22 protein-coding genes and 2 pseudogenes are annotated in these 23,486 nt (G+C 70.4%); 8 read left to right on the top strand and 16 right to left on the bottom strand.

All coding sequences use genetic code 11. The features are described from left to right. The 4 genes from AB0H93_RS18455 (at position 1) to AB0H93_RS18440 (ending at position 2,446) form a co-directional block, all read left to right on the top strand. Positions 1–249, top strand: coding sequence for an SHOCT domain-containing protein (locus tag AB0H93_RS18455; RefSeq protein WP_358573996.1), 249 nt, complete (start codon positions 1–3; stop codon positions 247–249). A gap of 47 nt (positions 250–296) precedes the next feature. After that, positions 297–932, top strand: coding sequence for a hypothetical protein (locus AB0H93_RS18450; RefSeq protein ID WP_358573827.1), 636 nt, complete (start codon positions 297–299; stop codon positions 930–932). Between the two features lie 101 nt (positions 933–1,033). Continuing rightward, complete coding sequence (locus tag AB0H93_RS18445) at positions 1,034–1,540, top strand: universal stress protein (RefSeq protein WP_358573825.1); 507 nt, start codon at positions 1,034–1,036, stop codon at positions 1,538–1,540. Between the two features lie 18 nt (positions 1,541–1,558). After that, the gene (locus tag AB0H93_RS18440) at positions 1,559–2,446 is read left to right on the top strand and encodes a universal stress protein (protein WP_358573823.1); all 888 of its coding nucleotides are present in this window, start codon (positions 1,559–1,561) and stop codon (positions 2,444–2,446) included. A gap of 22 nt (positions 2,447–2,468) precedes the next feature. Here the strand turns inward: AB0H93_RS18440 and AB0H93_RS18435 are convergent, their stop codons facing one another. From AB0H93_RS18435 to AB0H93_RS18420, 4 genes are all read right to left on the bottom strand, one after another. Beyond that, a complete protein-coding gene (locus AB0H93_RS18435) occupies positions 2,469–3,299 on the bottom strand; it encodes a universal stress protein (RefSeq protein WP_358573821.1) in 831 nt (276 codons plus the stop codon). A gap of 180 nt (positions 3,300–3,479) precedes the next feature. Further along, positions 3,480–3,668, bottom strand: a complete 189-nt coding sequence (locus AB0H93_RS18430; protein ID WP_358573819.1) for a ubiquitin-like protein Pup — start codon at positions 3,666–3,668, stop codon at positions 3,480–3,482. Positions 3,669–3,855: 187 nt separating this feature from the next. Beyond that, entirely contained in the window at positions 3,856–6,291 is a 2,436-nt protein-coding gene (locus tag AB0H93_RS18425) for a glycosyl hydrolase family 65 protein (RefSeq protein WP_358573817.1), read from the bottom strand. 142 nt (positions 6,292–6,433) lie between these two features. Continuing rightward, positions 6,434–6,613: a hypothetical protein gene (locus AB0H93_RS18420; RefSeq protein WP_358573814.1), complete on the bottom strand. Its 180-nt coding sequence runs from the start codon at positions 6,611–6,613 to the stop codon at positions 6,434–6,436. Positions 6,614–6,647: 34 nt separating this feature from the next. On the opposite strand from AB0H93_RS18420, the gene AB0H93_RS18415 reads away from it, so the two are divergent. Then, positions 6,648–7,094, top strand: coding sequence for a universal stress protein (locus tag AB0H93_RS18415; RefSeq protein WP_358573812.1), 447 nt, complete (start codon positions 6,648–6,650; stop codon positions 7,092–7,094). Between the two features lie 49 nt (positions 7,095–7,143). Here AB0H93_RS18415 and AB0H93_RS18410 read toward each other — a convergent pair whose 3' ends face one another. Continuing rightward, on the bottom strand, positions 7,144–7,551 hold the full coding sequence (locus AB0H93_RS18410) for an Hsp20/alpha crystallin family protein (RefSeq protein ID WP_358573810.1): 408 nt from the start codon (positions 7,549–7,551) through the stop codon (positions 7,144–7,146). Between the two features lie 585 nt (positions 7,552–8,136). Here AB0H93_RS18410 and ppk2 point away from each other — a divergent pair. Next, positions 8,137–8,958: a polyphosphate kinase 2 gene (gene ppk2, locus AB0H93_RS18405; protein WP_358573808.1), complete on the top strand. Its 822-nt coding sequence runs from the start codon at positions 8,137–8,139 to the stop codon at positions 8,956–8,958. Positions 8,959–9,043: 85 nt separating this feature from the next. Here ppk2 and otsB read toward each other — a convergent pair whose 3' ends face one another. The 8 genes from otsB to AB0H93_RS18365 form a co-directional block, all read right to left on the bottom strand. Beyond that, positions 9,044–10,627, bottom strand: a complete 1,584-nt coding sequence (gene otsB, locus AB0H93_RS18400) for a trehalose-phosphatase (RefSeq protein ID WP_358573806.1) — start codon at positions 10,625–10,627, stop codon at positions 9,044–9,046. Positions 10,628–10,796: 169 nt separating this feature from the next. Beyond that, positions 10,797–11,894, bottom strand: coding sequence for an ABC transporter substrate-binding protein (locus AB0H93_RS18395; protein WP_358573803.1), 1,098 nt, complete (start codon positions 11,892–11,894; stop codon positions 10,797–10,799). 118 nt (positions 11,895–12,012) lie between these two features. After that, on the bottom strand, positions 12,013–13,203 hold the full coding sequence (locus tag AB0H93_RS18390; protein WP_358573801.1) for an FAD-dependent oxidoreductase: 1,191 nt from the start codon (positions 13,201–13,203) through the stop codon (positions 12,013–12,015). Positions 13,204–13,223: 20 nt separating this feature from the next. After that, positions 13,224–13,418 carry a ferredoxin gene (locus AB0H93_RS18385; protein WP_358573799.1) on the bottom strand — a complete coding sequence of 65 codons (195 nt, stop codon included), beginning with the start codon at positions 13,416–13,418 and terminating at the stop codon, positions 13,224–13,226. 45 nt (positions 13,419–13,463) lie between these two features. Continuing rightward, the gene (locus AB0H93_RS18380) at positions 13,464–13,685 is read right to left on the bottom strand and encodes a biotin/lipoyl-binding carrier protein (protein WP_358573797.1); all 222 of its coding nucleotides are present in this window, start codon (positions 13,683–13,685) and stop codon (positions 13,464–13,466) included. A gap of 4 nt (positions 13,686–13,689) precedes the next feature. Then, positions 13,690–15,063 (bottom strand): biotin carboxylase N-terminal domain-containing protein, encoded by a 1,374-nt coding sequence (locus AB0H93_RS18375; protein ID WP_358573795.1) that lies wholly within the window; start codon positions 15,061–15,063, stop codon positions 13,690–13,692. 217 nt (positions 15,064–15,280) lie between these two features. Beyond that, positions 15,281–16,810: a carboxyl transferase domain-containing protein gene (locus AB0H93_RS18370; protein WP_358573793.1), complete on the bottom strand. Its 1,530-nt coding sequence runs from the start codon at positions 16,808–16,810 to the stop codon at positions 15,281–15,283. Between the two features lie 26 nt (positions 16,811–16,836). Then, a complete protein-coding gene (locus tag AB0H93_RS18365) occupies positions 16,837–19,044 on the bottom strand; it encodes an acetate--CoA ligase family protein (protein ID WP_358573791.1) in 2,208 nt (735 codons plus the stop codon). Positions 19,045–19,354: 310 nt separating this feature from the next. Here AB0H93_RS18365 and AB0H93_RS18360 point away from each other — a divergent pair, with 310 nt between their 5' ends. Together AB0H93_RS18360 and AB0H93_RS18355 are read left to right on the top strand one after the other, a co-directional pair. Continuing rightward, a complete protein-coding gene (locus tag AB0H93_RS18360) occupies positions 19,355–20,611 on the top strand; it encodes a cytochrome P450 (protein ID WP_358573789.1) in 1,257 nt (418 codons plus the stop codon). 225 nt (positions 20,612–20,836) lie between these two features. Next, positions 20,837–21,094, top strand: a pseudogene (locus AB0H93_RS18355) (transposase); the annotation flags it as partial. A gap of 111 nt (positions 21,095–21,205) precedes the next feature. Here AB0H93_RS18355 and AB0H93_RS18350 read toward each other — a convergent pair. The 3 genes and pseudogenes from AB0H93_RS18350 to AB0H93_RS18340 all read right to left on the bottom strand — a co-directional run. Continuing rightward, positions 21,206–21,538 (bottom strand): annotated as a pseudogene (locus AB0H93_RS18350) (SDR family NAD(P)-dependent oxidoreductase); the annotation flags it as partial. Then, a complete protein-coding gene (locus tag AB0H93_RS18345) occupies positions 21,535–22,410 on the bottom strand; it encodes an ABC transporter permease (RefSeq protein ID WP_358573786.1) in 876 nt (291 codons plus the stop codon). The gene AB0H93_RS18345 and the pseudogene AB0H93_RS18350, both read right to left, overlap by 4 nt. Positions 22,411–22,447: 37 nt before the next feature. Continuing rightward, positions 22,448–23,281 (bottom strand): SDR family oxidoreductase, encoded by an 834-nt coding sequence (locus AB0H93_RS18340; RefSeq protein ID WP_358573784.1) that lies wholly within the window; start codon positions 23,279–23,281, stop codon positions 22,448–22,450. Positions 23,282–23,486 lie beyond the last annotated feature (205 nt).

The following is a 23,486-nucleotide window of genomic DNA, read 5'->3' as shown; positions in this document are numbered from 1 at the left end:
ATGCCTTACGGCTACGGCTGGGGCATGTGGGGTCTGACGATGATGACGGTGAGCATGGTCCTGTTCTGGGTGCTCGTCATCGCGGCGATCGTCGCGCTGGTCCGCTACCTGCAGCGCACCGGGCAGGGCGACCGCGACACCGCCACGGCCGAAGAGCTGCTGGCGGAGCGCTTCGCCCGCGGGGAGATCGACGAGGAGGAGTACCGGCGCCGGAGGACGGCGCTGGCCGAACGCAGACGCCGGACGTGACGGCCGGATCAGGTGTTCCGCTTTCTTCGACGAGAGGAGGAGGGCCGATGAACGACAAGACGGACCGGACGCGCCAGCCCCCTGACGCCGCTTCGGCGGAGTGGGAGGTCACGGAGCGCTCGGTGAACGTCGACGACTTCGCGGCCCGCTACGACGCGGGCGCGGTCGAGCACCTGGTCGTCGACGCGCCGCCGGAGGCGGCGTACCGCGCGCTGCGCCATCTCGACCTGCTCACCATCGGGTCGCGAACCGCGGATCTGGCCATGTGGGTGCGGGGGCTGCCGGAGCGGCTCGAACGTCGCGTTCCGGCTCGGGTTCCGACCCGCCTGAGCTACGACGACCTGTGCGCGCGCGGCGACTGGGTGCTGCTCGGCGAACGGCCGGGCCAGGAAGTCGTCTTCGGTGCGGTGGGCAGGTTCTGGACGCCGATCGTGCGGATGGAGGAGGTGACCGCCGAGGAGTTCGCCGAGTACGGCAAGCCCGGCCAGGGAAAGATCGTGGCGTCGTTCTCGGTGCGCCCCTACGGCCGCCGCAGCAGCCTGGCCACCTACGACATCCGCGTCACGCTCGACGACCCGATCACGCGGCGGATCTTCACGCTGTACTGGCGGACGGTGTCGCCGTTCGTCAAGTCCATCATGCGGGCCACGCTGCGCGCCGCGGCCGAGCATGCGCGTCCGTGAGCGTTGTTCCCCGTGGAAACCGGGTGCGTGGTAACGGGAATGGGCTCATGTCGAACCGAAGTGGACTCGCTCGTGCTGGGGCAGGAGACGAGGTGGGAGCCGTGACCGGTCACGGGGTTCTCGTGGTGGGAGTGGACGGATCGGATGCGAGCGCGCGGGCGCTGCGCTGGGCCCTCGCCGAGGGACGCCGGCGGTGCGTGCCGGTGCACGCGGTCATGGCCTGGACGCCGCATGCCGTGCTCGCCGGGCCGGGCCCGATGCTGATGAGCCCAGGGCTGGCTCCGCACCACGTGCGGGATCAGCACTGGGAGGACTTGAAGAGCGTGGTGCGCGGCTGCATGGGCGGAACCACGACGCCGGAAGTGCACGCCGAGCTGGTCGAGGGCGATGCCGCTGAGGTGCTGGCCGAACGGTCCGCCCACGCCGCGATGCTGGTGCTGGGCGATCGTGGTCGTGGACGGATCGCCGACGCGATCCTGGGCAGCACGGCGCTGCGGTGCATCCACCAGGCCCGATGCCCGGTGCTGGTCGTCCCCGAGGGAATGCCGGAGCCGACCGGGGAAGACGCGCAGGCCGGCGTGGCCTCCTTCGATCCCGCGCTCGATTAGGCCGAAGGGGGAGAACGGATGACCGAGACCAGTCGCAAGGCGGTGGTGGCGGGGTTCGACCTGACGGAGTCCTCTCGCCGGGCTGTGTGGTGGGCAGCGCGGGAGGCATCCAGCCGACGACGGCCGCTGCTGCTCGTGCACGTGCTCACGTGGCCGTTCGAGGAGCACACGTCGATCAAGGTGCCGGGCGAAGGTGACGTGCTGGAGCCGCTGCAGAAGATCCTGCGGCACGAACTCGCGCAACTGGTCGTCGGCTGCCAGGAGATCGACGCGGAACTGGAAGTGCACAGCAGCATGCCGTTCGGGGATCCGGCCGAGGTGCTGGCGGACATGGCGGGGGAGGCCGAGGTGCTGGTGCTCGGCGGGCCGCGCATCGAGGTGGAGCTCGGCGTGCTGGGCTCGATGTCGGCGGAACTGCTGACCCGGCGCACCGGGGCTCCCGTCGTCGTGGTCCGCGGTGACCGGGAGCAACCCGGCACGGGACCGGTCGTCGTCGGCGTCGACGGCTCCGCGGCCAGCCGCCTGGCCATCGATTTCGCCTACGACTTCGCCTCCCGCCACGGCGGCGAACTCGTCGCGGTGCACGCCTGGAGCGATCTGCCGCTGGACCCCTTCGCCCGCGTCCAGCAGTGGGAGCTGCCCTGGAGCGAGGTGCGCGAGGTAGCCGAGGAAGCGCTCGCCGGTTCCCTGGCGGGACGGGGCGAACGGTATCCCGATGTCGGCGTTCGGCGGGTGGTGACGCCGGAAAAGCCCGCCGAGGCCTTGATGGGCGAGGCCCAGGAGGCGAGCCTGCTGGTCGTGGGGAGTCACGGGCGGGGGCGCATCCGGCGCAGCCTGCTCGGTTCGGTGAGCCACGCGGTCGTCAACCGAGCGCACTGCCCGGTCGCGGTCCTGCGCGCCGGATGACGCCGCCCACCGGGGTCGCCGCTCACGACGCCTCGCCTCCGGCCCGGACGACGGCGACCGGGCAGGAGGCGTGGTGCAGCACGCCGGCGGCGACCGATCCGAGCAGCAGTCCGGTGAATCCGCCGCGCCCCCGGTGCCCGACGACGAGCAGCCGGGCGTCCTCGGCTGCGGCGGCGAGCTCGGCCACCGGGTGCCCCCGCTGGGCCACCTTGCGAACGGGCACGTCCGGATAGGACTCGGTCCACCCGGCGAGCTGCTCGGCCACTCCGCGCAGCGCTTCGTCGCGCAGGTCGGCCAGTTCGTACTCCAGGCGGGGCACGACCGGCGCGTACTCGATGTCCTGCCACACCTGCACGGCCACCAGCTCGGATCCGTACCGGGAGGCGGCGTCGAACGCGTACCGCAGGGTGGCGCCGCTGTGCGGGGAGTTGTCCACCCCGACGACCACCGCGCCGCTGTCCCGGTGGTCCCGGACCACGACGACCGGACATCGCGCGTGGGCGGCGACTTTGGCGCTGACCGAGCCCAGCAGGGTCGCGGCCAGCGTGCTCCGTCCGCGTGAACCGACCACGACCAGCTCGGCCCCGTCGGAGAGCTGCAGCAGGACGTCCGCGGGTTCGCCGGGCTCGACGCCCGGGGAGACCGTCAGCCCCGGATGCCGGTCCGCGGTCCGCTCCGCCACGGGCCCGACGATCTCCCACGCCTCGTCGTCCCGCGACGGATCACCGGAAACCATCACGAGGTGCACGTGCTCGGCGTGCCTCAGGTCGGCTTCGCCGGCGGCCCATGCGGCGGCCGCCAGCGACGATTCGGAGCCGTCCACCCCGACGACCACGCGCCCGCTCGATGCCATGCCAGACCTCCCCGCCGTCCGACCCACGAGTACCCCGGATCAGCGCCGGAACATGAGCTCGGCCGGGGCAGCGCTGAGTTCGCCCACCAGCTGCTCAGCGCCGCGACTTCCGACGTCGCAACCGCTCCGGCAGGCCCGCACTGCGCAGGCTGTCCCGGAGGCCCTTCGCTCGGTAGTGGCTCATTCGCCGCCCTTCTGGATGTAGGAGCGAACGAACTCGGCGGCGTTCTCCTCCAGGACGTCGTCGATCTCCTCCAGGAGGGAATCGGTCGAATCGTCGAGCTCGTCACGCCTGTCCGCACCGCGGGTTCGCGGTTCTGGCAGCTCTTCGTCGTGGTGGGTGTGTCGGCGAGCCTTCTCCTGGCGCATTCCGCACCTCCTGCGGTCGATGCGTGCCCCAACGCCCGGTTGCTGCCGGCGTCAAGCGGCCGCGAGTCGCGCCCGTCCGACAAGCGTCGCGAAGCACGATCGGGGTCGCTAGAGACCCTCGTCCCCATCCACTCCGGCGGCTTCCGCGCGGATGGGGCCGGACCGGAACCAGCCTCACGCCGAGGTGTCAGGGCGGGGAGCGGGCCGCGGGATCGTCTCCTCGGAGCGAGTTCTCCAGCGAGAACCGGGCGGTTTCCCCGGGGCCGAGGTGGACGGTGCGGGCACCGCAGGTGCAGGTGACCGGGAGGCGGAGGCGCCCGGGCCAGGTACGCACGGTGGCGGTGCGGCCGGTCACCTCGATGGTCAGCGGCTGGCCCCGGTAGCGGATGGTCAGCTCCAGCGGCCCCAGCTCGGCCGGCCACAGCGGGTTGAGGTGCAGTTCGCCGTCGCGGACTTCGATGCCGGCGAAGCAGCGCTGCAGGAGATCGATGCTGCCTGCCATGGCTGCCAGGTGGATGCCTTCGGCGGTGGTGCCGTGCTGGGTGTCGTGGATGTCGCTGGCCAGCACTTCGTCGAAGAACTCCAGCGCGCGGTGCCGGCGGCTGCGGGCGAGGACCCAGGCGTGGACGACGGCGCTAAGGGTCGATCCGTGGCTGGTGCGCTTCAGGTAGTACTCGATGTTGTCGGGAAGACTGGGCATGGGGTAGCCCAGCCAGCCGAGGATCTCCCCGAGTTCTTCGGCCGACAGCAGGTAGAACAGCATCAGCACGTCGGCCTGCTTGGACGCCTGGTAGCGGTTCGGGTCGTCGTCCTCGGCCTCCAGGATGCGGTCGAGGCGCTGGATGTCGCCGTAGCGCTGCCGGTAGGCGTCCCAGTCGAGTTCGGCGAGCCGGTCGTAACCGTCGAACTGGCTGATGATCCCGTTCCCGTGGAAGGGCACGAACATGCGTTGCGCGATGCGCTTCCAGCGGTCGATCTCGTGGTGCCGGATGTCGAGCTGGTCGGTCAGTTCGTGCCGCCGCCGGTCGGGCAGCTCGCGGAGGACGTGCACGGCGGTGCGGCACAGCCAGGCGGTCATGACGTTGGTGTAGGCGTTGTCGTCGATTCCCGGCCGGTCCCGCCCGGGGTATGCGGTGTGGTACTCGTCCGGGCCGACGACGCCGCGGATGACGTAGCGGTCCCGGCTGCGGTCGTACCGGGCGAGCGAGGCGAAGAAGCGGGCGATCTCCAGGATCATCTCGGCGCCGAAGTCGCGGAGGAATTCCTCGTCCCCGCTGGCCTGGTGGTAGTGCCACACGTTGTGGGCGATGGCGAGCCCGATGTGCCGCTGCAGGTGGGTGTGGTCGGGCAGCCAGCGGTTCGAGCGGGGGTTGAGGTGCAGGCGTTGGGTTTCCTCGCGGCCGTTGCTGCCGCTCTGCCAGGGGAACATCGCGCCCGCGAATCCGGCGTCGCGAGCGGCTTTGCGGGCCCGGTCCAGCCTGCGGTAGCGGTAGTGCAGCAGCGCCCGGCTCAACTGCGGCACGCGCAGGTCGAGGGTGGGCTGGACGAACAGCTCGTCCCAGAAGACGTGGCCGCGGTAGGCCTCCCCGTGCAGCCCGCGGGCCGGCAGTCCGGCGTCGAGATCGGTGGTGTTCGGCGAAACCGTCTGCAGCAGGTGGAACAGGTGCAGGTGCACGGCCTGCTGCGCGGCGTCGCTCATGGACAGTCCACTGTGGAACGCCTCGTTCAGGTGAGCCCAGGCCATGCTGTGCGATAGGCGCAGCTCGTCGAAGCCGGCGGCGTCGCGCACCTGTTCCACGGCCTCGGACACGGGCTCGGTGGCGGCGAAATCCCGGGAGGTGTGCAGCGAGACGATCTTCTCCGCCCGCACCTCGACGCCCTGTTCGACGTCGAGGGGGACATCGTGGGCGATCAGCTCGCCGCGCTGCAGGAGCGAGCGTGCGTCGACCAGATCGCCGCCGACGCGCACCCGAGTCCGTTGGGCCTCGGCGACGTGGATGTCCGACTGGGACGTTCGCGCGTGCAGCACAACGATGTCCGGGGCGACTTCGGCGGTGCGGTGGTCGACGAGGTGCCGGCCGCCGAGCGCGCGATAACGGGCGACCCCGCTGTTCGTCACGTCCCCGTCGATCCCGCAGCGCAACGTCAACGCCCCCGACCAGTCCTCGGCGACGAGCGTGGTCTCCAGGCCGGCGAGGTGGGGCGAGGCCAGGTGCACGAAGCGGTGCTGGACGATCCTGGTGGTGCGGGCCCGCCCATCGCGGAAACGCAGCCGCCGGACCAGGAGACCGCGTTCGAGGTCCAGCTGCTGCTCGTGGTCCAGCACCTCGACCTGCGCCAGGTCGAACCACGGGCCGTCATCGGCGCGGAAGGTCAGCAGCAGCCAGTTCGGCACGTTGACCAGCGACTCGTTCTCCACTTCACGCCCGGCGACGGTCGTGGTGAGACGGTTGTAGCAGCCCGCGACGTAGGTGCCGGGGTAGTGCACCCCGTCGGCGTGGGATTCCGGCGCCGCTCCGCGCGTGGCGAAGTACCCGTTCCCCAACGTGCACAACGCCTCTCGGCGGCCTTCGTCCTCCGGGGCGAAGTCGTGGAAGCCGAACTGCCACGCGGTCGTGGTCATGGCGCGCCAGGTTCCGCCGCCGGCGCGTGGGGCCTGCAGCACCCGAACAGGCGTGCGCCGTGGGGCGGATCGATCCTCGTGGCAGCCATGGCGACCTTGCGTTCGTTCGCGATGTGCTCGTGGGGTACCCGAACTGCCGGGGTCACAACGCCGGCACGATCCCGGCTGTGACCGCAGCGACGGGCAGGACCAGCAACGCCGCCAGGCGAAGCGCGAAGCGCAATCCGCCGGCTGCCGCGACGAGCACGAGCTTGATCCAGAGGACGTCGTCATCAGCGGTTCGGTCGAGTCGATGTGCGATCTCGGCCGGTCGTGGGTACACCGCCGCCAGGTGCCGATCCGGGAATGGGGGAGCGATGACCGAGGACCGACCTCGGATCGTGGTGGGTGTGGATGGTTCGCCCGGTTCTCGTGCCGCGCTGCGCTGGGCGCTGCGCTACGCCGCGCAGTGCGGCGGCGCGGTCACCGCGGTGCTGGCCTGGGCGCCCCCGGCCTACACCGAGATCTCGCCGATGCCTCCGGTGCTGTCGGACGAGGATTCGGCCGCTCGTGCGGAGTGGGAGTTGCGGAAGGCCGTCGACGAGACCTCGGCCTTGCTGGCGACATCGGTGCCCGTTCGCCGAGAGGTGGTTCGCGGGCACGCCGCGCGAGCGTTGCTGGACGAGGCCCGCGGAGCGGATCTGCTGGTGGTGGGCAGCCGCGGGCACGGTGGGTTCGCCGGTGCACTCCTCGGCTCGGTGGGGCAGCACTGCGTGAGCCACGCGCACTGCCCGGTGGTCGTCGTCCGCCCGCCCGCGAGCTGACTCGGCGAGGAGGAGGCGCGACCGCGATCCGGCCGCGCCTTCCCGCGGTTCACTTGCCCTTGCGCATCACCGGGATCTCCTTGCGCGCCTCGGTTTCCCGCCGTGGCATGCGGATGGTGAGGATGCCCGCTTCGTACTCGGCCTTGATGTCCTCGGTGTTGCAGCTGGTCGGCAGCAGCAGGGTGCGGCTGAACGAACCGTAGGAGAACTCGCTGTGGCGTTCGGTGCGCTCTTCGTGCTTGCGCTCGGCGCTGATCTTGAGCTGGTTGCCCTCCACGTTGATGTGGATGTCCTTGTCCGGGTCCACCCCGGGCAACTCGCATCGGACCACGAATTCGTCCTTCTCGGCGTAGGTTTCGATGCGCATGGCATGCCGTTCGCCGAAGGGCCACTCGGTTTCGAACATCTGGAAGATGTCGGGCAGGCCCATACCCGGGCGAGGCAGCAAGCTGGTCATGGTGTCCTCCGTAGGGCGAAAGGTGAGCGATGTCCACGGTCCGTCGCGCGATCGGCGCGGAACAGGGCCGGCCGACTCCGTTCCGGCCGACCCCGTCGCGGGTACCCGGGCAGCGTTGAGCGGGAAACCCGTGGTGCGGGGGAGTGTCGCCATGACGAGCAGAACGGCCCCGGCGCGTTCGGCGCCGGCCCAGGCGTGCCGGGCGCCGTCGGTGCACACCAGCCGGCCCTGGCGGTCGAAGTCGGCCGAGGCACACCTCTGCGAGATCGTCGGCCTACCCGACCGGCCGGGCGGTGGCGATCAGCTGCGGCGCAGCCCTGAACCACGCGCGCATCGCGTTCGTCGCCGAGGTGCACCGCCTGCCGGACCCGGCACGACCGGAGCACCCGGCATCGATCGAGTTCGCCGCGCTGATCGATGCCGCCCCGGAACGCCGGCGGCCGAGGTCGCCGCAGCCCGCCCCCGGTCCCAGGCGGAAGAGGCTTCCGCAGATGGTGGTCCGGCTCCGCAGAATGACCACTGTGGACGATCGAACCGGTTTTTTCCCGCGCCGCGCTGGTCGTGTGCGGGCTGGAGGTGATCGGAATGACCGGTGGCGAGAGCGAGGCCGGCGGAGTCGAGAAGCGGCTGCCGCGGCCCGTTTACGAGCGCGAGCTATTCCGGTTGCAGAGCGAGTTGGTCAAGTTGCAGGAGTGGGTCCGCGTCGAGGGCGCCCGGCTCGTGGTGGTCTTCGAGGGGCGTGACGCGGCCGGGAAGGGCAGCACGATCAAGCGGGTGGCCGAGTACCTCAACCCGCGGGTCGCGCGGATCGTGGCGCTTCCGGCGCCGTCGGAGCGGGAGCGCTCGCAGTGGTACTTCCAGCGTTACGTCGAGCGCCTGCCGGCGGCGGGGGAGATCGTGCTGTTCGACCGCAGTTGGTACAACCGCGCGGGCGTCGAACGCGTGATGGGGTTCTGCACGGAGGAGGCGTGCCGCCTGTTCCTGCGGCAGTGCCCGGTGCTGGAGAACTTGCTCGTCGAGGACGGCCTGCTGCTGCGGAAGTACTGGTTCTCGATCAGCCAGGCCGAGCAGGAACGGCGGTTGCGCAAGCGCATGGACGATCCGATGCGCCGGTGGAAGCTGTCGCCCATCGACCTGGAATCGGTGTCCCGCTGGGACGAGTACTCGAAGGCCAGGGACGAGATGCTCGCGGCGACCGACACGCCGAAGGCGCCGTGGTACCTGGTGGAGAGCGAGGACAAGCGGCGGGGACGGATCAACATGATCGCGCACCTGCTTTCCAGCATCCCGTACCGCGAAATGCCACGCCCCCGGGTAGACCTGCCGGCTCGACCGCGACCCGGCGGCTACGAGCGGCCGCCCAAGGAGAACTACACCTACGTACCCGACCACGCCGCCGCGCTCTGATGCGTCGATCGCCCCGGCGGCCGGTTCGCGACACGCTCGGAGGAATGATCGATCCACACAGGACGATCACTCATGGCTCGCACGCTCAACCCGGCCTGTTCGGATTTCCCTCCTGCACCAGGGGCGCGATGCGCGAGAGCAACGCGCACAGCGAGCGTGGACCATCGACGGAGTACCGGGCCCACGTCAGGCGGTCGCCGTGTTCCGCGCTGAGCACCACGATGCCGATGCCATCGTCGTGCACTTCGCGCAGAGCGTCCTCATCGGTGTAGTCGTCGCCGGCGAACACCGGCACGACGTCGTGGCCGACCAGCCCGATGCGGTCCAGCAACCAGCGCAGCGCCCTACCTTTGTTCCAGTCGATGTCCGGCAGCAACTCGACCACGCATCGGCCGTGCGTCGTCCGCAGCCCGGGCCGTGCGTCACCGACCCGGCGCACGGTGGAGATCACCCGCTCGACCTCGTCCGGCCGGACATTGCGGTAGTGCACGGCGACGGCGAACCGCTTGCGGTCGACCAGCGCGCCGGCCACCGGCCGCAACTCGGCCGACAGCAGCCGTTCGGCCTCGTCGAGGTCGGGCAGCGCGGTCTCGCCCGACTGCTGCGCGACCGACGTGCCATCGGGCCCGGCCAGCTCGAAGCCGTGGCTGCCCGCGCACCACGCGTCCTCGACCCGCACCCGTTCGCGCAAGTCCCGCAGGTCGCGGCCGCTGATCATCGCCACCGGGCAGCGCTGGGCGAGAACCTCTAGCACCTCGCGGGTCCCGGCCGGTAACGCGACCGCGGTCGGATCGTCCCTGATAGGGGCGAGGGTGCCGTCGAAGTCCAGCAGCACCGCCGGGCGGTGGCCCCGCAGGCGATCCGCGATCTCGGTCCACCGATCGAGCGCGTCGGGCACTTCGGACAGGCGGCGTTCCCCGGAGCCGGCGACGGCGACATCGGCGAGGCTGGACACGACCACGTCCGCTCCCGCTTCCAGCAGCCTGGTCGGGGAATCGGACCGGGCAACGCCGACGACCAGGGCGAAGCCACCGACCCTGGCTGCATCGACACCCGACTCGGAGTCCTCGACGACCGCACAGCTCGATGGCCGGACGCCGAGCCGACGGGCGGCCTCGAAGAACACGGCGGGATCGGGCTTTCCGGGCAATCCGAGTTCCTCCGCCACCACACCGTCGACCCGAACGCCGAACAGGTGCGCGATCCCGGCTCGTTCGAGGACGGCGGCGCAGTTCCTGCTCGCGGAGATGACGGCGGTCCGGACGCCGTGGCGGTGCAACGACTCGATCAGCGCGATCGCGTCGTCGAACACCGCGACGCCCTGGGCGTCGAGGGCGTCGCGGAAGTAGCCGTCCTTGAGCTTGCCCAGCCCGTGGCAGGTTTCCCGCCCGGCCGCGTCGCCTGCGCTGCCCAGCGGCAAGCGGATGCCGCGGGAGCGAAGGAAGTCCCGCACGCCATCGACCCTGGGCTTGCCGTCGACGTGGCGGAGGTAGTCGTCGCCGGTGAACGGAAGGTGGTCCTCCGCCGGAGCCGGCGTGCGCTCGGCCAGGTACCCGTCGAACAGGCGTTTCCAAGCGGCGGCGTGCACCGTGGCGGTGTCGGTGAGCACTCCGTCCAGGTCGAAGAGCACCGCGTGGTGGCGGAGCGGATCGATGCTCGTAGCGGCCATGATGGCTCCGTGCGGGTACGACGTGCCCACGGGATACCCAGATCACAGCGCAGTTCCACCCGCCCTCCCACGTGCTCGAGTGATCACCCGGCCATTGCTGGTACGGCCCGTTCGGTCGGCATGGTGCCGAACCGCTCGCCGGAGGCCGAACGGAACTGGTCGTGTGCGCCTACGCGCGGGCGAAGTCCGCGACCAGTGATTCGTAGGTGACCTGGCCTTCCTTGACGGCGCCGGTCTGCACGGCGACCTCGATCATCAGGTCGATCGCCTCCTTCGTGACCTTCCACTGCGGGTGCAGTTTCGGTACGACGACGTCGCTGAAGTGCTGGATGTACTGCTTCGAGACGTCCAGGCCCTGTCCGTCGAAGCTGCCGGTGTTCAACAGGTCGGCGGCCGCGTCCCGGTTGGCCAGGATCCAGTCCTTCGCCTCCCATTGCGCGGCGAGCCATGCCTTGCACGCGTCCGCGTTGGACTTCGCGTAGTCCTCGCGGGCGATGAGCACGTCGACCTGCTGCTTGCTGAGCAGGTCCGGGACGCCGTCGGCGGCGAAGTCGATCAGCACCTCGCCGCCGGTCTGCGCGGCCATCAGGCGCGCGGTGGCGAAGGTGATGCCCACGTAGGCGTCGATCTTCCCGGCGCTCATCTGGGCGATCGCCGGGGTGGTCTGCCCGACGGCGAGCGGCGTGACGTCGGCCTCGGAGATTCCCGCCTGCTGCAGGGCCAGCCGGAGTTGCTTGTCGGCTCCGGCGCCGATCGCGGTGACGCCGATCGTCCTGCCCTTCAGAGATGCCATCTTGTCCGCGAAGCTCGCCGAGTCGGACGGCCAGTTCCCCTTGTTGACGACGATCGAGTAGGTCGTTTCGGGGATGCGCATGCCGATGATGACGGGCCGCTCGCCCGGCCTGGAGTTGGCGAAGGTCGTCATCACCAGCAGGGTGTCCTGCATCTGCCCGTCGATCTGGCCCGCCGTCTGCAGCTGCATCCCCTGCACGCCGCTGGAGGGGTGCAGGAACTTCGGCACCTCCAGGTTGTACTTGCCGTACTGGTCCTGGTCGAGGTTGACCGCGTCGATGAAGTAGTTGTCGCCGGGAGCCGTGGCGACGCGGAACGGGGTCGGCTTCGGTGCCGCGCCCGGGGCTGTGCCGGTGGCGGGCGAGCCCGACGAACCGTCGCCGCACGCGGCGAGCAGGGTTCCCGCGCCGGCGGCGAGAACCGATGCGCCGGCCATCCGGAGGATGGTGCGGCGGCTGGTCCGGGTCTGCGTCAACTGGGGGACAGTCGATTCAGCGGATCGGATGTGCATGGCTTTCCTCTCTCAGGCGACCCGGAAATCGTTCGCCTCGCGGCTCTTCGTTCGAGGTGCGGAAGGTCGACTGCCGACGTGCTCACGAGGCGTTGACGGCGGTCGCCGGAGACCTCGGCGGCGCGAGCTCGGCCGCCAACTCCCGGCGCATCTTCACGTGCTCGGCCGGCATCGACACGGTCGTTCCACCGACGAACCGGTCGCCGCGGTAGCGCCGGATCGCGAACCTCCCGCTCGCCGGGCCGGACATGACTTCGGTGCGGTCGTGCTCGGCCCGCGGCGCGCCGGCCATCTGCACCTTCACCCCGGCCTGGTCGGTCCAGAACCACGGGACGGGCCGGTACGGCGAGTCCTGACCGACGATCTGCTTGGCCACGTGCAGGGCCGAGTCCATGGCGTGCTGGACCGAGGTGAGCCGTTCCAGCCGGTCGTCGAGCGGAAACCGAACGCAATCGCCGATTCCGCTCACGTGCGGGTCGGAGGTCCGCAGCCGGGTGTCGACCACGAGCCCGTCGTCCACCACCAGACCGGCCCGTTCGGCCAGTTCGGTCGACGGCGCGGAGCCGATCCCGACGACCACGAGGTCCGCCGGGAGTCGCGCGCCGTCGTCCGTGGTGACCGACTCGAGCCGATCGCCCTCGATGTCGTGGGCGACGACCGACCGGCCGAGGTGGAACCTGACGCCGCGGGCACGGTGCCGCTGCAGGAGAAAATCGCTCACCTGCGGCGGCACCGCGTGAGACAGGATCGAGGGCATGCGCTCCACGACGGTGACCGAGCAACCGAGTTGGACGGCCGCCGTCGCGATCTCCAACCCGATGAATCCACCGCCCATCAGCAGCATCGATCGCGCGCCGCGCAGCCGCGCGCCCAATGCGACTGCGTCGTTGCGGTCGTGCAGGTGGAAGACGTTCCGCAGACCGTGGAGGTCGCGGATCGGGCGCGGGCGGGAGCCGGTGGCCAGCACGAGGTGGTCGTACGGCGTCGTCGTGCCGGATGCCAGCGAGATCTCACGGGCGGCGAGATCCACCCCGGTCACCGGGTCGCCGAGCACGAGCGTCGCGCCGATCGATTCGTAGTGCGCCGCGTCGTGGAATTCGACGGGTGCGGGGTCGGCGTCCAGGAGGAACGCCTTCGACAGGGGTGGCCGCTGGTACGGCAGGCATGCTTCGGCGCTGACGAGGGTCAGCTCGCCGGCGTATCCGAGCCGCCGCAGGCTCGACGCCGCGTGCACCCCGCCCTGGCCCGCTCCGACGATCACGACACGGCGCATCGGGTTCCCGGCCATGGCGGTCAGGGCTCGACGATTTCGATGGCGGCCGTGGGGCAGGAGAAGACCGCCTCGTTGACGTCGGCGACCGCCTCGTCGCCGACCTCTTCGGCCAGCAGGATCACGATTCCGTCCTCGTCCTGGTCGAACACCGCCGGCGCGGCCAGGACGCATTGCCCCGACCCGCAGCACTTGCCCGCATCGACCCTGAGCTTCATGGCACGCCCGCCTTCCGTTCGGTGGTCACGTTCCTCATCGGTGTCCTACGGCTCGTCGATGTCGACCAGCGGATCGCCGGCGTTCACCGTCGATCCCTCCGCGACGTGGACGGCCGTGACGGAACCGGCGTGTTCGGCGAGGACGGGGATCTCCATCTTCATCGACTCGAGAACCACGACCGTCGTGTCCGGTTCGACGGTGTCACCCGCGGAGACCAGGACCTTCCAGACGTTCGCGCCCATGTCGGCATTGATCGTTTCCGGCACTGTCCTACCTTCCAGTGGCTGCCGTCGGGCGGCTGGTGACGGCCGCGACGATGTTCGTGTCGTACCCGCCGGCGGCGAACTCGCGGTGATCGACGAGCTCGCGCAGGAACGGCAGGTTGGTGCGCAGCGGCCCGACGGTGAACCCGTCGAGCGCCTCCCGCGCGCGCTCCAGCGCGCGGTCCCGGTCTTCCGCGAACACGCAGATCTTGGCGATCAGCGAGTCGAAGTGCGGCGTGATCGCCAGCCCCGCCCGGTACCCGGCGTCGACCCGGATCCCGTCCCCGCTCGGTTCCTCCCACTGCTCGATGGGACCGGGGCTGGGGAAGAACCGCACCGGATCTTCCGCGCAGAGCCGGAATTCGATCGCGTGCCCGCGCGGACGGGGCGCGAACCCCGCGGTGACCGAACCGGTGACGGCGATGCTCAGCTGTTGCTCCACCAGATCGACGCCGTGCGTCAGCTCGGTCACCGGGTGCTCGACCTGGATCCGGGTGTTCATCTCCAGGAAGACGAATTCCTGCGTCCGCGCGTCGACGAGGAACTCCACGGTGCCGGCGTTGCGGTAGCCGACCGCGCGGGCCGCGCTCGCCGCCGCGTCGTGCAGCCGTTGCCGCACCTCCGGGTCGAGGCCGAGCGCCGGTGATTCCTCGACGAGCTTCTGGTGGCGGCGCTGCACCGAGCAGTCGCGCTCGCCCAAGGTGAGGATCGTTCCGCCCGCCAGGCCGAGGACCTGGACCTCGATGTGCCGCGCCGATTCGACGAACCGCTCGAGGAAGACCCGGTCGGATCCGAAGCTGCGCGCCGCGATCGCTTGCGTGCGGTCGAATTCCCTCCGCACCGATTCGGCGTCGCGGGCGATCGTCATGCCGATCCCGCCACCGCCGCCGGCGGCCTTCACCATGACCGGGTAGCCGATGCGCTCGGCCTCCGCGACCGCCTCGGCGGCATCGGACAGCGCTGCACCGGCGCCGCCGCCGACCGGAACACCGGCGGCCGCGACGCGGTTCCGCGCCTCGACCTTGTCGCCCATCGCGGAGATCGCTTCGGGGGCGGGGCCGACCCACGTCAGGCCCGCATCCACGACCGCGCGGGCGAATCCGGGGTTCTCGGCGAGGAAGCCGTAACCGGGGTGGACCGCGTCGGCTCCGGATTCCACCGCGATGCGGACGATCTGGTCGATGTCGAGATAGGCGCCGACGGGCTGGTCGCCGGTGATCTCACGGGCGATGTCCGCTTCAGCGGCGTAGGGCAGATCAGCGTCGACGCGGTGGTGGATCGCGACGGTGCCGACGCCGAGGCGCCGGGCGGTCGCGATGATCCTGCGGGCGATCTCGCCCCGGTTGGCGACCAGCAGTCGCCGGGGGAATTGCTGCGACATCATCATCCGCCTATGGTCTGTTTCACAAGCGGCGTGAGCCGCTTGCTCTTTTGGTGAGTGGGCCGTCAACTTGCACCGCCGCGGGTTCTCAGACGTCGCCTGGCGAGGACAGCCCCGTGGACGTACGCAAGAAGGGGATCCCGGAGTTCAGGCGGCGGCCGTAACTCCCGCAGGGGGCCGCTACCCGCACCGCGATGAAAGCACTTGCGAACACTTCCTAGTAACTCGTGGGCCAATTGCTGAGCTGGTGCTCACCCACCCCGCCGGTGCGGTTCAGCGCGTTGTCCTCGAGGGCGCCGAGGATGAACTCGCGGGTGTCCGCGGGGTCGATCACGTCCTGCACGCCGTAGACCCGGGCGACGTCGTAGCCGGTCGATTCCTTCGCCATCTCGGCCAACCGCCGCTCGTAGAGCTCGGGATCCGCGGCGGCGTCGATCCCGTGCACCACCCCGACCGCCGAGCGCGGGTCCATGAAGCTGACCTCCGCGGTCCACCACGCGGCCATGGCGTCGGTGGTCCAGGCGCCGCCCATGTTGACGTAGCCCTGCCCGTAGTTCTTGCGCATCATGACCGTCACCTTCGGCACGGTCGCCAGCGAGAGCGCGTTCATCCAGTTGATGACCTTCCCGACGATCCCGCTGCGCTCGCCGTCCAGTCCGATGAGGAATCCCGGCTGATCGACGAGGAAGACCAGCGGGATGTTGTACGAGTCGCACAGCACGATGAAGCTGGTCGCCTTCGCGCACGCGGCCGCGTCGATGGCGCCCCCCTTGAACATCGGGTTGTTCGCGATGACCCCGACCGACTGGCCGTTGATCCGGCACAACGCGGTGACGAGCGATTTGCCGTAGCGCTCCTTGACCGGGAACACGCTCCCGAGGTCGGCGATGACCTCGATGACCTTCCGCACGTCGTACACCTTCGTGCGCTCCGGAGGCACGATCGCGTGCAACTGCGCGCCGCGGCCGGCCGAACCTTCCGGCACCGGTGCGATCGGCGGCGCTTCGCCGTTGTGCGACGGGAGGTAGCTCAGGAACCGGCGCAGGAGGTCGATCGCCTCCTCGTCGGTGTCGGCGACCGCATCGGCGAATCCGGTCACCTCGGAGTGCAGCTTCCAGCCGCCGAGTTCCTGGCCGTCGACCTGTTGCCCGGTCGCCCGGCCGACCAGCCCGGGGCTGGACACGGCCATGATCGCGCCCTTGCGCATGACCGCGAAGTCCGAGCCGGCGGTGTGCCAGGCGGCGGAACCAAAGGAGTACCCGAACGCCGCCGACACCCACGGGTTGGTCCGGCGGCGCAGGAACCGCGTCCGGTCGTTGGCGTTGCCGAGCCCGGTGCCGCCCATGACGTCGGGCATCCGCACACCGGTCGACTCGGCCAGGTAGACCAGCGGCATCCCGCTGCGCGCGGTCAGATCCTTCAGGTGCCCCATCTTCTTGTTGCTGACGGCTCCGGAGGACGCACCCTTGACCGTGAAGTCGTACGCGATGACGCCGGCGCGGCGCCCTGCGATGCGCCCGGTGCCGGTGACCTTCCCGTCGGCGGGGGTCACGTGCTGGTCGGCATCGACGTTCGAGGTCGCGAAGAGGCCCGTTTCGCGGAAGGAATCGTCGTCGAAGAGCCGGGCGACTCGTTCGCGGGCGTTGAGCTCGCCCTTCTCGGCCCGGGCGGTCAGCTTGCGTTCGCCGCCCATCGCCAGCGCGTGCGCGCGCCGCTCGGCGTGCCGGATTTCGTGATCGGTGGTCATGTCGTGGATTCGCCCTTCCCGGTCGTTCACGCGGTGGCGGTGCAGACGAGCGCGGCTCGACGTTCCTGGAATTCGATGAGGGACCGCGCGACCCGGCCGGCTTCGTCGACCGAGCGGAAGACGGGCAGGCCGAGTCGCTGCGCCTGGAGGGTGTAGTCGGCGACGGCCTGGTCCATGTCCGGCCGGCCGTCCCCTTTGAGCACGAGGTACTGCTGCGTCGCCGCGCCGGTGCGGGCGTGCGCGGCGGCGATGCTCCGGATGATCGTGCCGGTCACATCGCCGTGCCGTTCGGCCAGGTTCCGCTGGATGATGCCGACGTTCAGGTGGGTGATGAGGATGGCCGGCGGCGCCGATTCCAGCACGATGGACAACAGGTCTCCGGCGATGGTGCCGCCGCCCACCGCGAGCGTGCCCGCCGGTGTGTCGATCGGGTTCTCCAGGCCGTTTCCGGGAGGCAGACCGAGCGACTGGATCCGCTCGACGGTCGGCTCCGGCAGGGCTGGGACGGAGAATCCGTGGCGTGCCAGCGCATCCGTGGCCAGCACGCTGGCACCGCCGCCGTTGCCGAAGAGGACGGCATCGCGCGTGGCCGGCGGTGGCCCGTCGAGCCGGACGGTGGCGAAAGCCAGCAGCACGTCGAGGAATTCCTCGAGGGAATCCGTCAGCGCGATACCGGCCTGCCGGCACACCGCCGGCCAGAGCCGGTGGTTGCCCGCGAGCGCGCCGGTGTGGCTCGTCGCCGCGCGCGAACCGGCGGCGGTGCGCCCTCCGGCGAGGAGCACGACCGGCTTGCCGGAGCCTCGTCGCGCGAGCAGGTCCAGGATCGCGCGCGCCGCCGCGATCGACTCCAGGTACATGCCGACGAGGCCGACGTCCGGGTCGTCGAGCATGAACTCGACGAGTTCGGCGGCGTCCACATCGGACGAATTGCCGATGCTGGTGACGCTGTGGAAGGCGATCCCACGCGCCGCGCCGAGCCGCAGGATGTCGACGCTGAGGCCGCCGCTCTGGGAGACGACGGCGACGCCGCCCGCGGTGAGCGGCGGGTCCGGGATGAAGCTGACCCGCGCCGCGGAGCTGTGCATCCCGAGGCAGTTCGGGCCGATGACGCGCGTCCCCTGCGCCTCCATCCGCCGGACGAGATCCCGTTCGAGCTCGATGCCCTCGGCGACCTCGCCGAAGCCGCTGCTGATGATCTGGGCGAACGCGACCTTGCCGGGATCGGCGGTCAGCGCGTCCGCGACTTTCTTGGCCGGGAGCGCGACGTAGGCGTAGTCGACCGGTTCGGCGACTTCCTGGAGCGAGCGCTGCGCCGGGAGCCCCTCGATCTGCTCCGCCGTGGGGTGGATCGGGATCACCGTCCCGGAGAATCCCGCCCGCCGGAGGTCGGCGATGTACCGGTTGGCGATGTTCGCCCCGCTCGCGCTCGCACCCAGCACCGCGATCCTGCGGGGCCGGAACAGGCGGCCGAAGGCACCGTGCACGGCGCGTTCCCCGGCGGTGCGTTCCGCTTCGGACCCCGTGGCGAGGACCAGCCGCGCATCGACCGCGACAGCCCGCTCGGAGTCGACGATGACCGGGTTGAGGTCGACCTCGACGACCTCCGGCGGGAGTGCCGAGAGCAGCCCGCCCTCGCCGCCGAGCCGCAGGACGAGCGACACCAGCGCATCGAGGTCGGCGCGGATCCCACCGCGCGCCCCGCTCAGCAGCGCGGTTCCCTTGAGCTCGGACAGCATCGAGGTGACGTCCGATGCGGTCAGCGGGGCGACGCCGAACGAGACGTCGGCGAACAGCTCGACGAAGATCCCGCCGAGACCGACCATGACGACCCAGCCGACACCGGGCGTGCGCACCGCCCCGACGATGACCTCGTGGCCGGGATCGGCCTTGGCCTCGACGAGGAAGCGATCGATCCGATGCCCGTGCGCGGCCAGTGCTGCGGTCATCGCCGCCGCCTCCGTGGCCAGGTCCTCCCGCGCGATACCGACGCGGACCCCGCCCGCATCGGACTTGTGGACCAGCGTCGGCGATACCGCCTTCAAGACCAGGTCACCGGCGAGCCCGTTCGCCGCGACGGACGGGTCGGCGTGCGCACCGCCCGGCGGGACCGCGATGCCGCTGCTGCGCAGGATTTCCTTGGCCTCGGGCTCCGGCACGACTTGAGCCCCGGAGGCGACGAGGGCGGCGATTGCCGTTCGCAGCTGCTGCGGCAGCCGCGCGGAGTTCTCGATCAAGCGTCTTCCCTTCGTCGGCGCCCGGCACCCGGGTCGGGAGGCGGCTCGTGGCTCCGGCGAGTGTGGCGGGACTCGGAATGTCCGGGGAATACCGCGAATCGTGTACCGGTGATGGCGGATCGCTATCGCGGCTGTCCACTCGCACCGGTGCGGCAGGAGCGATAGCCGGTCCCGATCGGTGCGCAAACCGGTCGGGACTTCCTCGCGCCGAGGCGGGCGCGCATGATGGCCGCAGCCGCGTCGCGGAGGGGTTTCCGCGCCGGCCACATCCCAGGAGCCCGGCCCTGCAACGAGGCAGCAAGGAGTCCCCGTGGAAGATCGCACAGCCGTCGAAGTCACGAGCGAGCAGCGGGGGGAGTGCCCGCACCTGAGGCAGTTGTCGCTGGATCCGGCGCCGGAACGCCCGCTGGACGATCCACCGTATTTCAGCGAACTGCGCGCCACCTGCCCGATCAGCCAGGTCGACCTGGGCGGTGGGAAGACCTCGTGGCTGGCGACGAGGTTCGACGATGTGAAGGCGATCCTCTCCGACAACCGGTTCAGCGCCAGCCCGATGACGCCGGGTTTCCCGGTCCGCGGGCTGCCCGGATCGAACCACCCCATGGTCGCCGACAGCATGATCCGGCAGGATGCGCCGCTGCACACGACGCTGCGCCGGTGCGTGGTCAAGTACTTCACGCCGCGGGCCGTCGAAGGTTACCGGGAGCAGGTCGAAACCATCGTCGACGACCACCTGGACGCGCTCGCGGCGCAGCCCGGGCAGGCCGACCTCGTTTCCCAGTTCGCCCTCGCGATCCCGACCACGGTGATCACCCGGCTGCTCGGCATCCCGATCGAGGACGCCCCGCGGTTCTTCGACCTCACCGAGCGGCAGACGACGCTGTCGCTGTCGCAGGAGGACATGTACCGGACGGTCGAGGAGTTCCGCGCCCTCGGGCTGGAGTACGCGGCGCTGAAAGAGGCGAATCCGTCCGACGACCTGCTCAGCAACATCATCCGGGAGCAGTACGAAGTCGGCGGGATCACCCGCGATCAGCTCGCGGCGCTGATCACGATCCTCATCATCGGCGGGCACGACACGACCGCTGGCATGATCGGGCTGTCGATCTTCACCCTGCTGAAGCGGCCGGATCAGCTCGCGCTGCTGCTCTCCGGGGAACGCCGGTGGGACGTCGCGATCGAGGAGCTCCTGCGCGTGCACTCGGTCGCGCGGATGGGGCCGCGCCGTGCCGCCACGGAGGACATCACGATTGGCGAGCACACCTTCCGGCAGGGCGAAGGCGTTGTCGCGTCCATCTGGTCGGCCAACCACGACGAGAGCAAGTACGCCCGCACCACGTGGGAGGACTTCGAGATCCCCGCCGAGAAACCGCAGCACCTCGCCTTCAGCTTCGGCTCGCACCAGTGCGTCGGGCAGAACCTCGCCCGGATGGAGCTGATGGTCGCGGTGCCCAGGATCTTCGCGCGGTTCCCCGACATGAAGCTCGTCGACCCCGAGGTCACGCATCTGTCCTATCGGGACGATCGGGCGTTCTTCAGCCTCAAGGAACTCAACGTCACCCTCTGACAGTGATGATGTTCGTGGTGACGCCGTAGGCGGGTCTGACCCACCCTCTGACTGACGTCTTGACTGTCCTGTTTGGGATTTGTCGGCCTGCTGGGGCGTCACCACGCACGCGGCCGGACGGGTGCGTGTGACTTCATAGGAGCTTGGTCCAGAAGCCCCGTCACTGTCTTGTCCACCCGCCCGACCGGCGCGTGCCGCCCTCGGAACGGATACGCAAGGACGGACATGACGAGCATGACCCACGATGTCCCGGAGGTCACCGGCGGAGTCGATACCCACGGCCTGACCCACCACGCAGCGGTGATCGACTCGGTCGGTCGGCACCTGGCAGACCAGGAGTTCCCGACCACGATCCGGGGCTACCGGGACCTGCTGGACTGGATGCGCTCGCACGGCACGCTCATCGCGGTGGGGGTGGAGGGCACCGGCGCCTACGGGGCCGAACTCGCCCGGGTGCTCACCGCCGGCGGGGTCGCGGTCGTCGATGTCGACCGGCCGGACCGCAAAACCCGGTGGACGAAAGGGAAGTCCGACCCCATCGAACGCGGTACCGGAGGAGAACAGCACGATCCGCCCGCCGTCGGACATCGCCGCCGCGCACGCCTGGACGGTGGCGAGGGTGCCGTGCAGGTTGACCTCGAGCACCCGGGCCCACTCGTCCCGCGGCATGTCCAGGAACGGCCCGGTGCGGCAGATGCCGGCGCAGTGGACCAGCCCGGACAGGGGACGATCCGCGCAGAGGTCCGCCACGAGGGCCACCAGTCCGTCCCGATCGGTCACGTCTCCCGCGACGTACCGCACGCCCGGCACCGGAGCTTCGGGCGCAGCCGGGTCCAGCACGACGACCGGCCGTTCGCCCGCGAGCGACTCGACCAGCCGGGCGCCGATGCCGGACGCGCCGCCGGTGATCAGGAGCGGCCCGCTCATCGGGACCGACTCGCGACCAGCTGCTCCAGGCCCTTGATCGCGTAGTCCAGGACCATCGACATGACGCCCATGAACAGCAGGACGGCGAACGAATCGGCGACCTTGAAGTTGCTGGTGAGCACGACCAGCCGCTGGCCGAGGCCGTAGTACGCGCCGACCATCTCCGAGAGGACCGCACCGAGCACGGCGTACACCGCACCGAGGCGCAACGCGCCGACGATGCTCGGCAGCGCCGCCGGAAGCTCGATCTTCAGGAAGCGCTGGACGGGCGACATGGACAGCGACCTGGTCAGCTGCACGACGTCGTGGTCGATCCCGCGCAGCGCGGCGAGCGTCGACGTCAGCAGGACGAAGTACACGACGCTGCCGGCGACGAGCGCCTTCGGCGCGAAGCCGAGGCCGAACCAGAGGATGAAGATCGGCGCCAGCGCTGGCCGGGGCAGGCTGTTGGCGAGGGTCAGGAACGGAGTTGCGGCGCGTTCGAGCACCTCGGACCGCGAGAACACGACACCGGTCACGATGCCCAGGAAGCCACCGGCCGCGAGACCGGCGAGCGCGCCGGCGAACGTCGCGGTCACATCGGTCCAGAACTCCGCCTGCCCGAGCTGGCTGACGAGGCCCTTAGCGACCGCGTCGGGGGAGGAGACGAACAAGGGGTTGATGAGCCCTCGTCGGGATGCGAAGTACCAGCCGCCGATGAACGCGATCGCGACCGCGCAGCGGATCGCCCACACCTGCAGCCGGACCCGGGTCCGGCGCTTGCGCCGTTCGGCGAAGACCGCGAGTTCCATCGCGGAGAGGTCGGTACCGGACAACCCGGCGGCCTTCGCCTCCTCGCCGGCGGCTCCGTCCGAAACGATCGATCGGCTCATTGTTCCTCCCGGATTCCTGCGAGAACGAGAAGCATCGCTACTCCGCCGCCACCGGAGCGCGCACCAGGTCGATGTCGGCGGGGGTGGCCGTGTGCGGCCCGCCGTTGACGATCACGGTCTGCCCGGTCAGGTACGTCGCTGCGGCCGAACACAGGAACAGGCACACGGACGCGATGTCCTCCGGGCGGCCGAGCCGGTTCATGGCGACGAACCGGGCGACCCGGGCTTCGACGTCGTCGGCCGCGAACCGGGACGCCGCGGTGACCACCGCTCCGGGCTCCAGGCAGTTCACCCGCACGTTCAGATCCGACCATTCCCACGCCATGGTCCGGGTGAGCGACGCGAGCCCGGCCTTCGCGGCGGCGTACGCCCCGCGCAGCGGGTGCGCGTGACCGGCGGAGGCGGATCCGATGTTGACCACCGCGCCGCCGCCTCGGCGCCGGAACCCCGGCAGGCATGCGGTGGCCAGGTGGAACGCGCCGCTGAGATTGGCCTCGATCATGGCGTTCCACGCGTTGACCGACAACTCCTCGAGACGCGCGCCGAAGTTGCCGCCGGCGTTGTTGACGAGGATGTCCACCCGGCCGAAGCGATCTTCCGCCGCGGCGGCGATGTCGGCCGCGGTCTGCGGGTCGCGGATGTTGCCGGTGACCGCCACCGCGTCGCGTCCCAGCTCGCGCACGCGCGAGACCACGTCCTGCAGCGCGTCGGCGCGCCGGCCGTGGACGACCAGGTCGGCCCCGGACGCGGCGAACAGGTCGACGACCGCGCCGCCGATGCCGCCGGTCGCGCCGGTGACGATCGCCACCCGGCCGCGAAAGTCGAACTGCACGCCGCCGAACGGCGAAACCGCTTGCTGCGCAGCTGTCATCGTTTTCCCTCCGAAGGTCCGGTTCGGACCAGGCTCGCCACCGGGTGCTCTCCTGGCAACGGCCCGCGGGCTATCGGCGCGATAGTTCCGCGCAGCGCCGTTCTGTATTGACAGCCGCGCGTCGGGGCGCGGAGCATCACCGAACCGGCGTGGCACGGTCGGAAAGCGGTCGATCAGCCGCATTCGACGTACGCGGACTGTTCGA

Origin of the sequence: Saccharopolyspora sp. NPDC050642 (genome assembly GCF_040654735.1) — a bacterium.
Taxonomy (GTDB): domain Bacteria; phylum Actinomycetota; class Actinomycetes; order Mycobacteriales; family Pseudonocardiaceae; genus Saccharopolyspora; species Saccharopolyspora elongata.
This window is presented reverse-complemented; position numbering and strand designations above follow the sequence as displayed.

Excerpts from the sequence above, each read along its gene's own strand:
- AB0H93_RS18435 (WP_358573821.1), bottom strand. The coding sequence starts at position 3,299 with ATGGCATCGAGCGGGCGCGTGGTCGTCGGGGTGGACGGCTCCGAATCG.
- otsB (WP_358573806.1), bottom strand. The coding sequence starts at position 10,627 with ATGGCCGCTACGAGCATCGATCCGCTCCGCCACCACGCGGTGCTCTTC.
- AB0H93_RS18390 (WP_358573801.1), bottom strand. The coding sequence starts at position 13,203 with ATGCGCCGTGTCGTGATCGTCGGAGCGGGCCAGGGCGGGGTGCACGCG.
- AB0H93_RS18340 (WP_358573784.1), bottom strand. The coding sequence starts at position 23,281 with ATGACAGCTGCGCAGCAAGCGGTTTCGCCGTTCGGCGGCGTGCAGTTC.
- AB0H93_RS18385 (WP_358573799.1), bottom strand. The coding sequence starts at position 13,418 with ATGAAGCTCAGGGTCGATGCGGGCAAGTGCTGCGGGTCGGGGCAATGC.
- AB0H93_RS18455 (WP_358573996.1), top strand. The coding sequence starts at position 1 with ATGCCTTACGGCTACGGCTGGGGCATGTGGGGTCTGACGATGATGACG.
- AB0H93_RS18370 (WP_358573793.1), bottom strand. The coding sequence starts at position 16,810 with ATGACCACCGATCACGAAATCCGGCACGCCGAGCGGCGCGCGCACGCG.
- AB0H93_RS18425 (WP_358573817.1), bottom strand. The coding sequence starts at position 6,291 with ATGACCACGACCGCGTGGCAGTTCGGCTTCCACGACTTCGCCCCGGAG.
- AB0H93_RS18430 (WP_358573819.1), bottom strand. The coding sequence starts at position 3,668 with ATGCGCCAGGAGAAGGCTCGCCGACACACCCACCACGACGAAGAGCTG.
- AB0H93_RS18345 (WP_358573786.1), bottom strand. The coding sequence starts at position 22,410 with ATGAGCCGATCGATCGTTTCGGACGGAGCCGCCGGCGAGGAGGCGAAG.
- AB0H93_RS18450 (WP_358573827.1), top strand. The coding sequence starts at position 297 with ATGAACGACAAGACGGACCGGACGCGCCAGCCCCCTGACGCCGCTTCG.
- AB0H93_RS18410 (WP_358573810.1), bottom strand. The coding sequence starts at position 7,551 with ATGACCAGCTTGCTGCCTCGCCCGGGTATGGGCCTGCCCGACATCTTC.
- AB0H93_RS18375 (WP_358573795.1), bottom strand. The coding sequence starts at position 15,063 with ATGTCGCAGCAATTCCCCCGGCGACTGCTGGTCGCCAACCGGGGCGAG.
- AB0H93_RS18440 (WP_358573823.1), top strand. The coding sequence starts at position 1,559 with ATGACCGAGACCAGTCGCAAGGCGGTGGTGGCGGGGTTCGACCTGACG.
- ppk2 (WP_358573808.1), top strand. The coding sequence starts at position 8,137 with ATGACCGGTGGCGAGAGCGAGGCCGGCGGAGTCGAGAAGCGGCTGCCG.
- AB0H93_RS18415 (WP_358573812.1), top strand. The coding sequence starts at position 6,648 with ATGACCGAGGACCGACCTCGGATCGTGGTGGGTGTGGATGGTTCGCCC.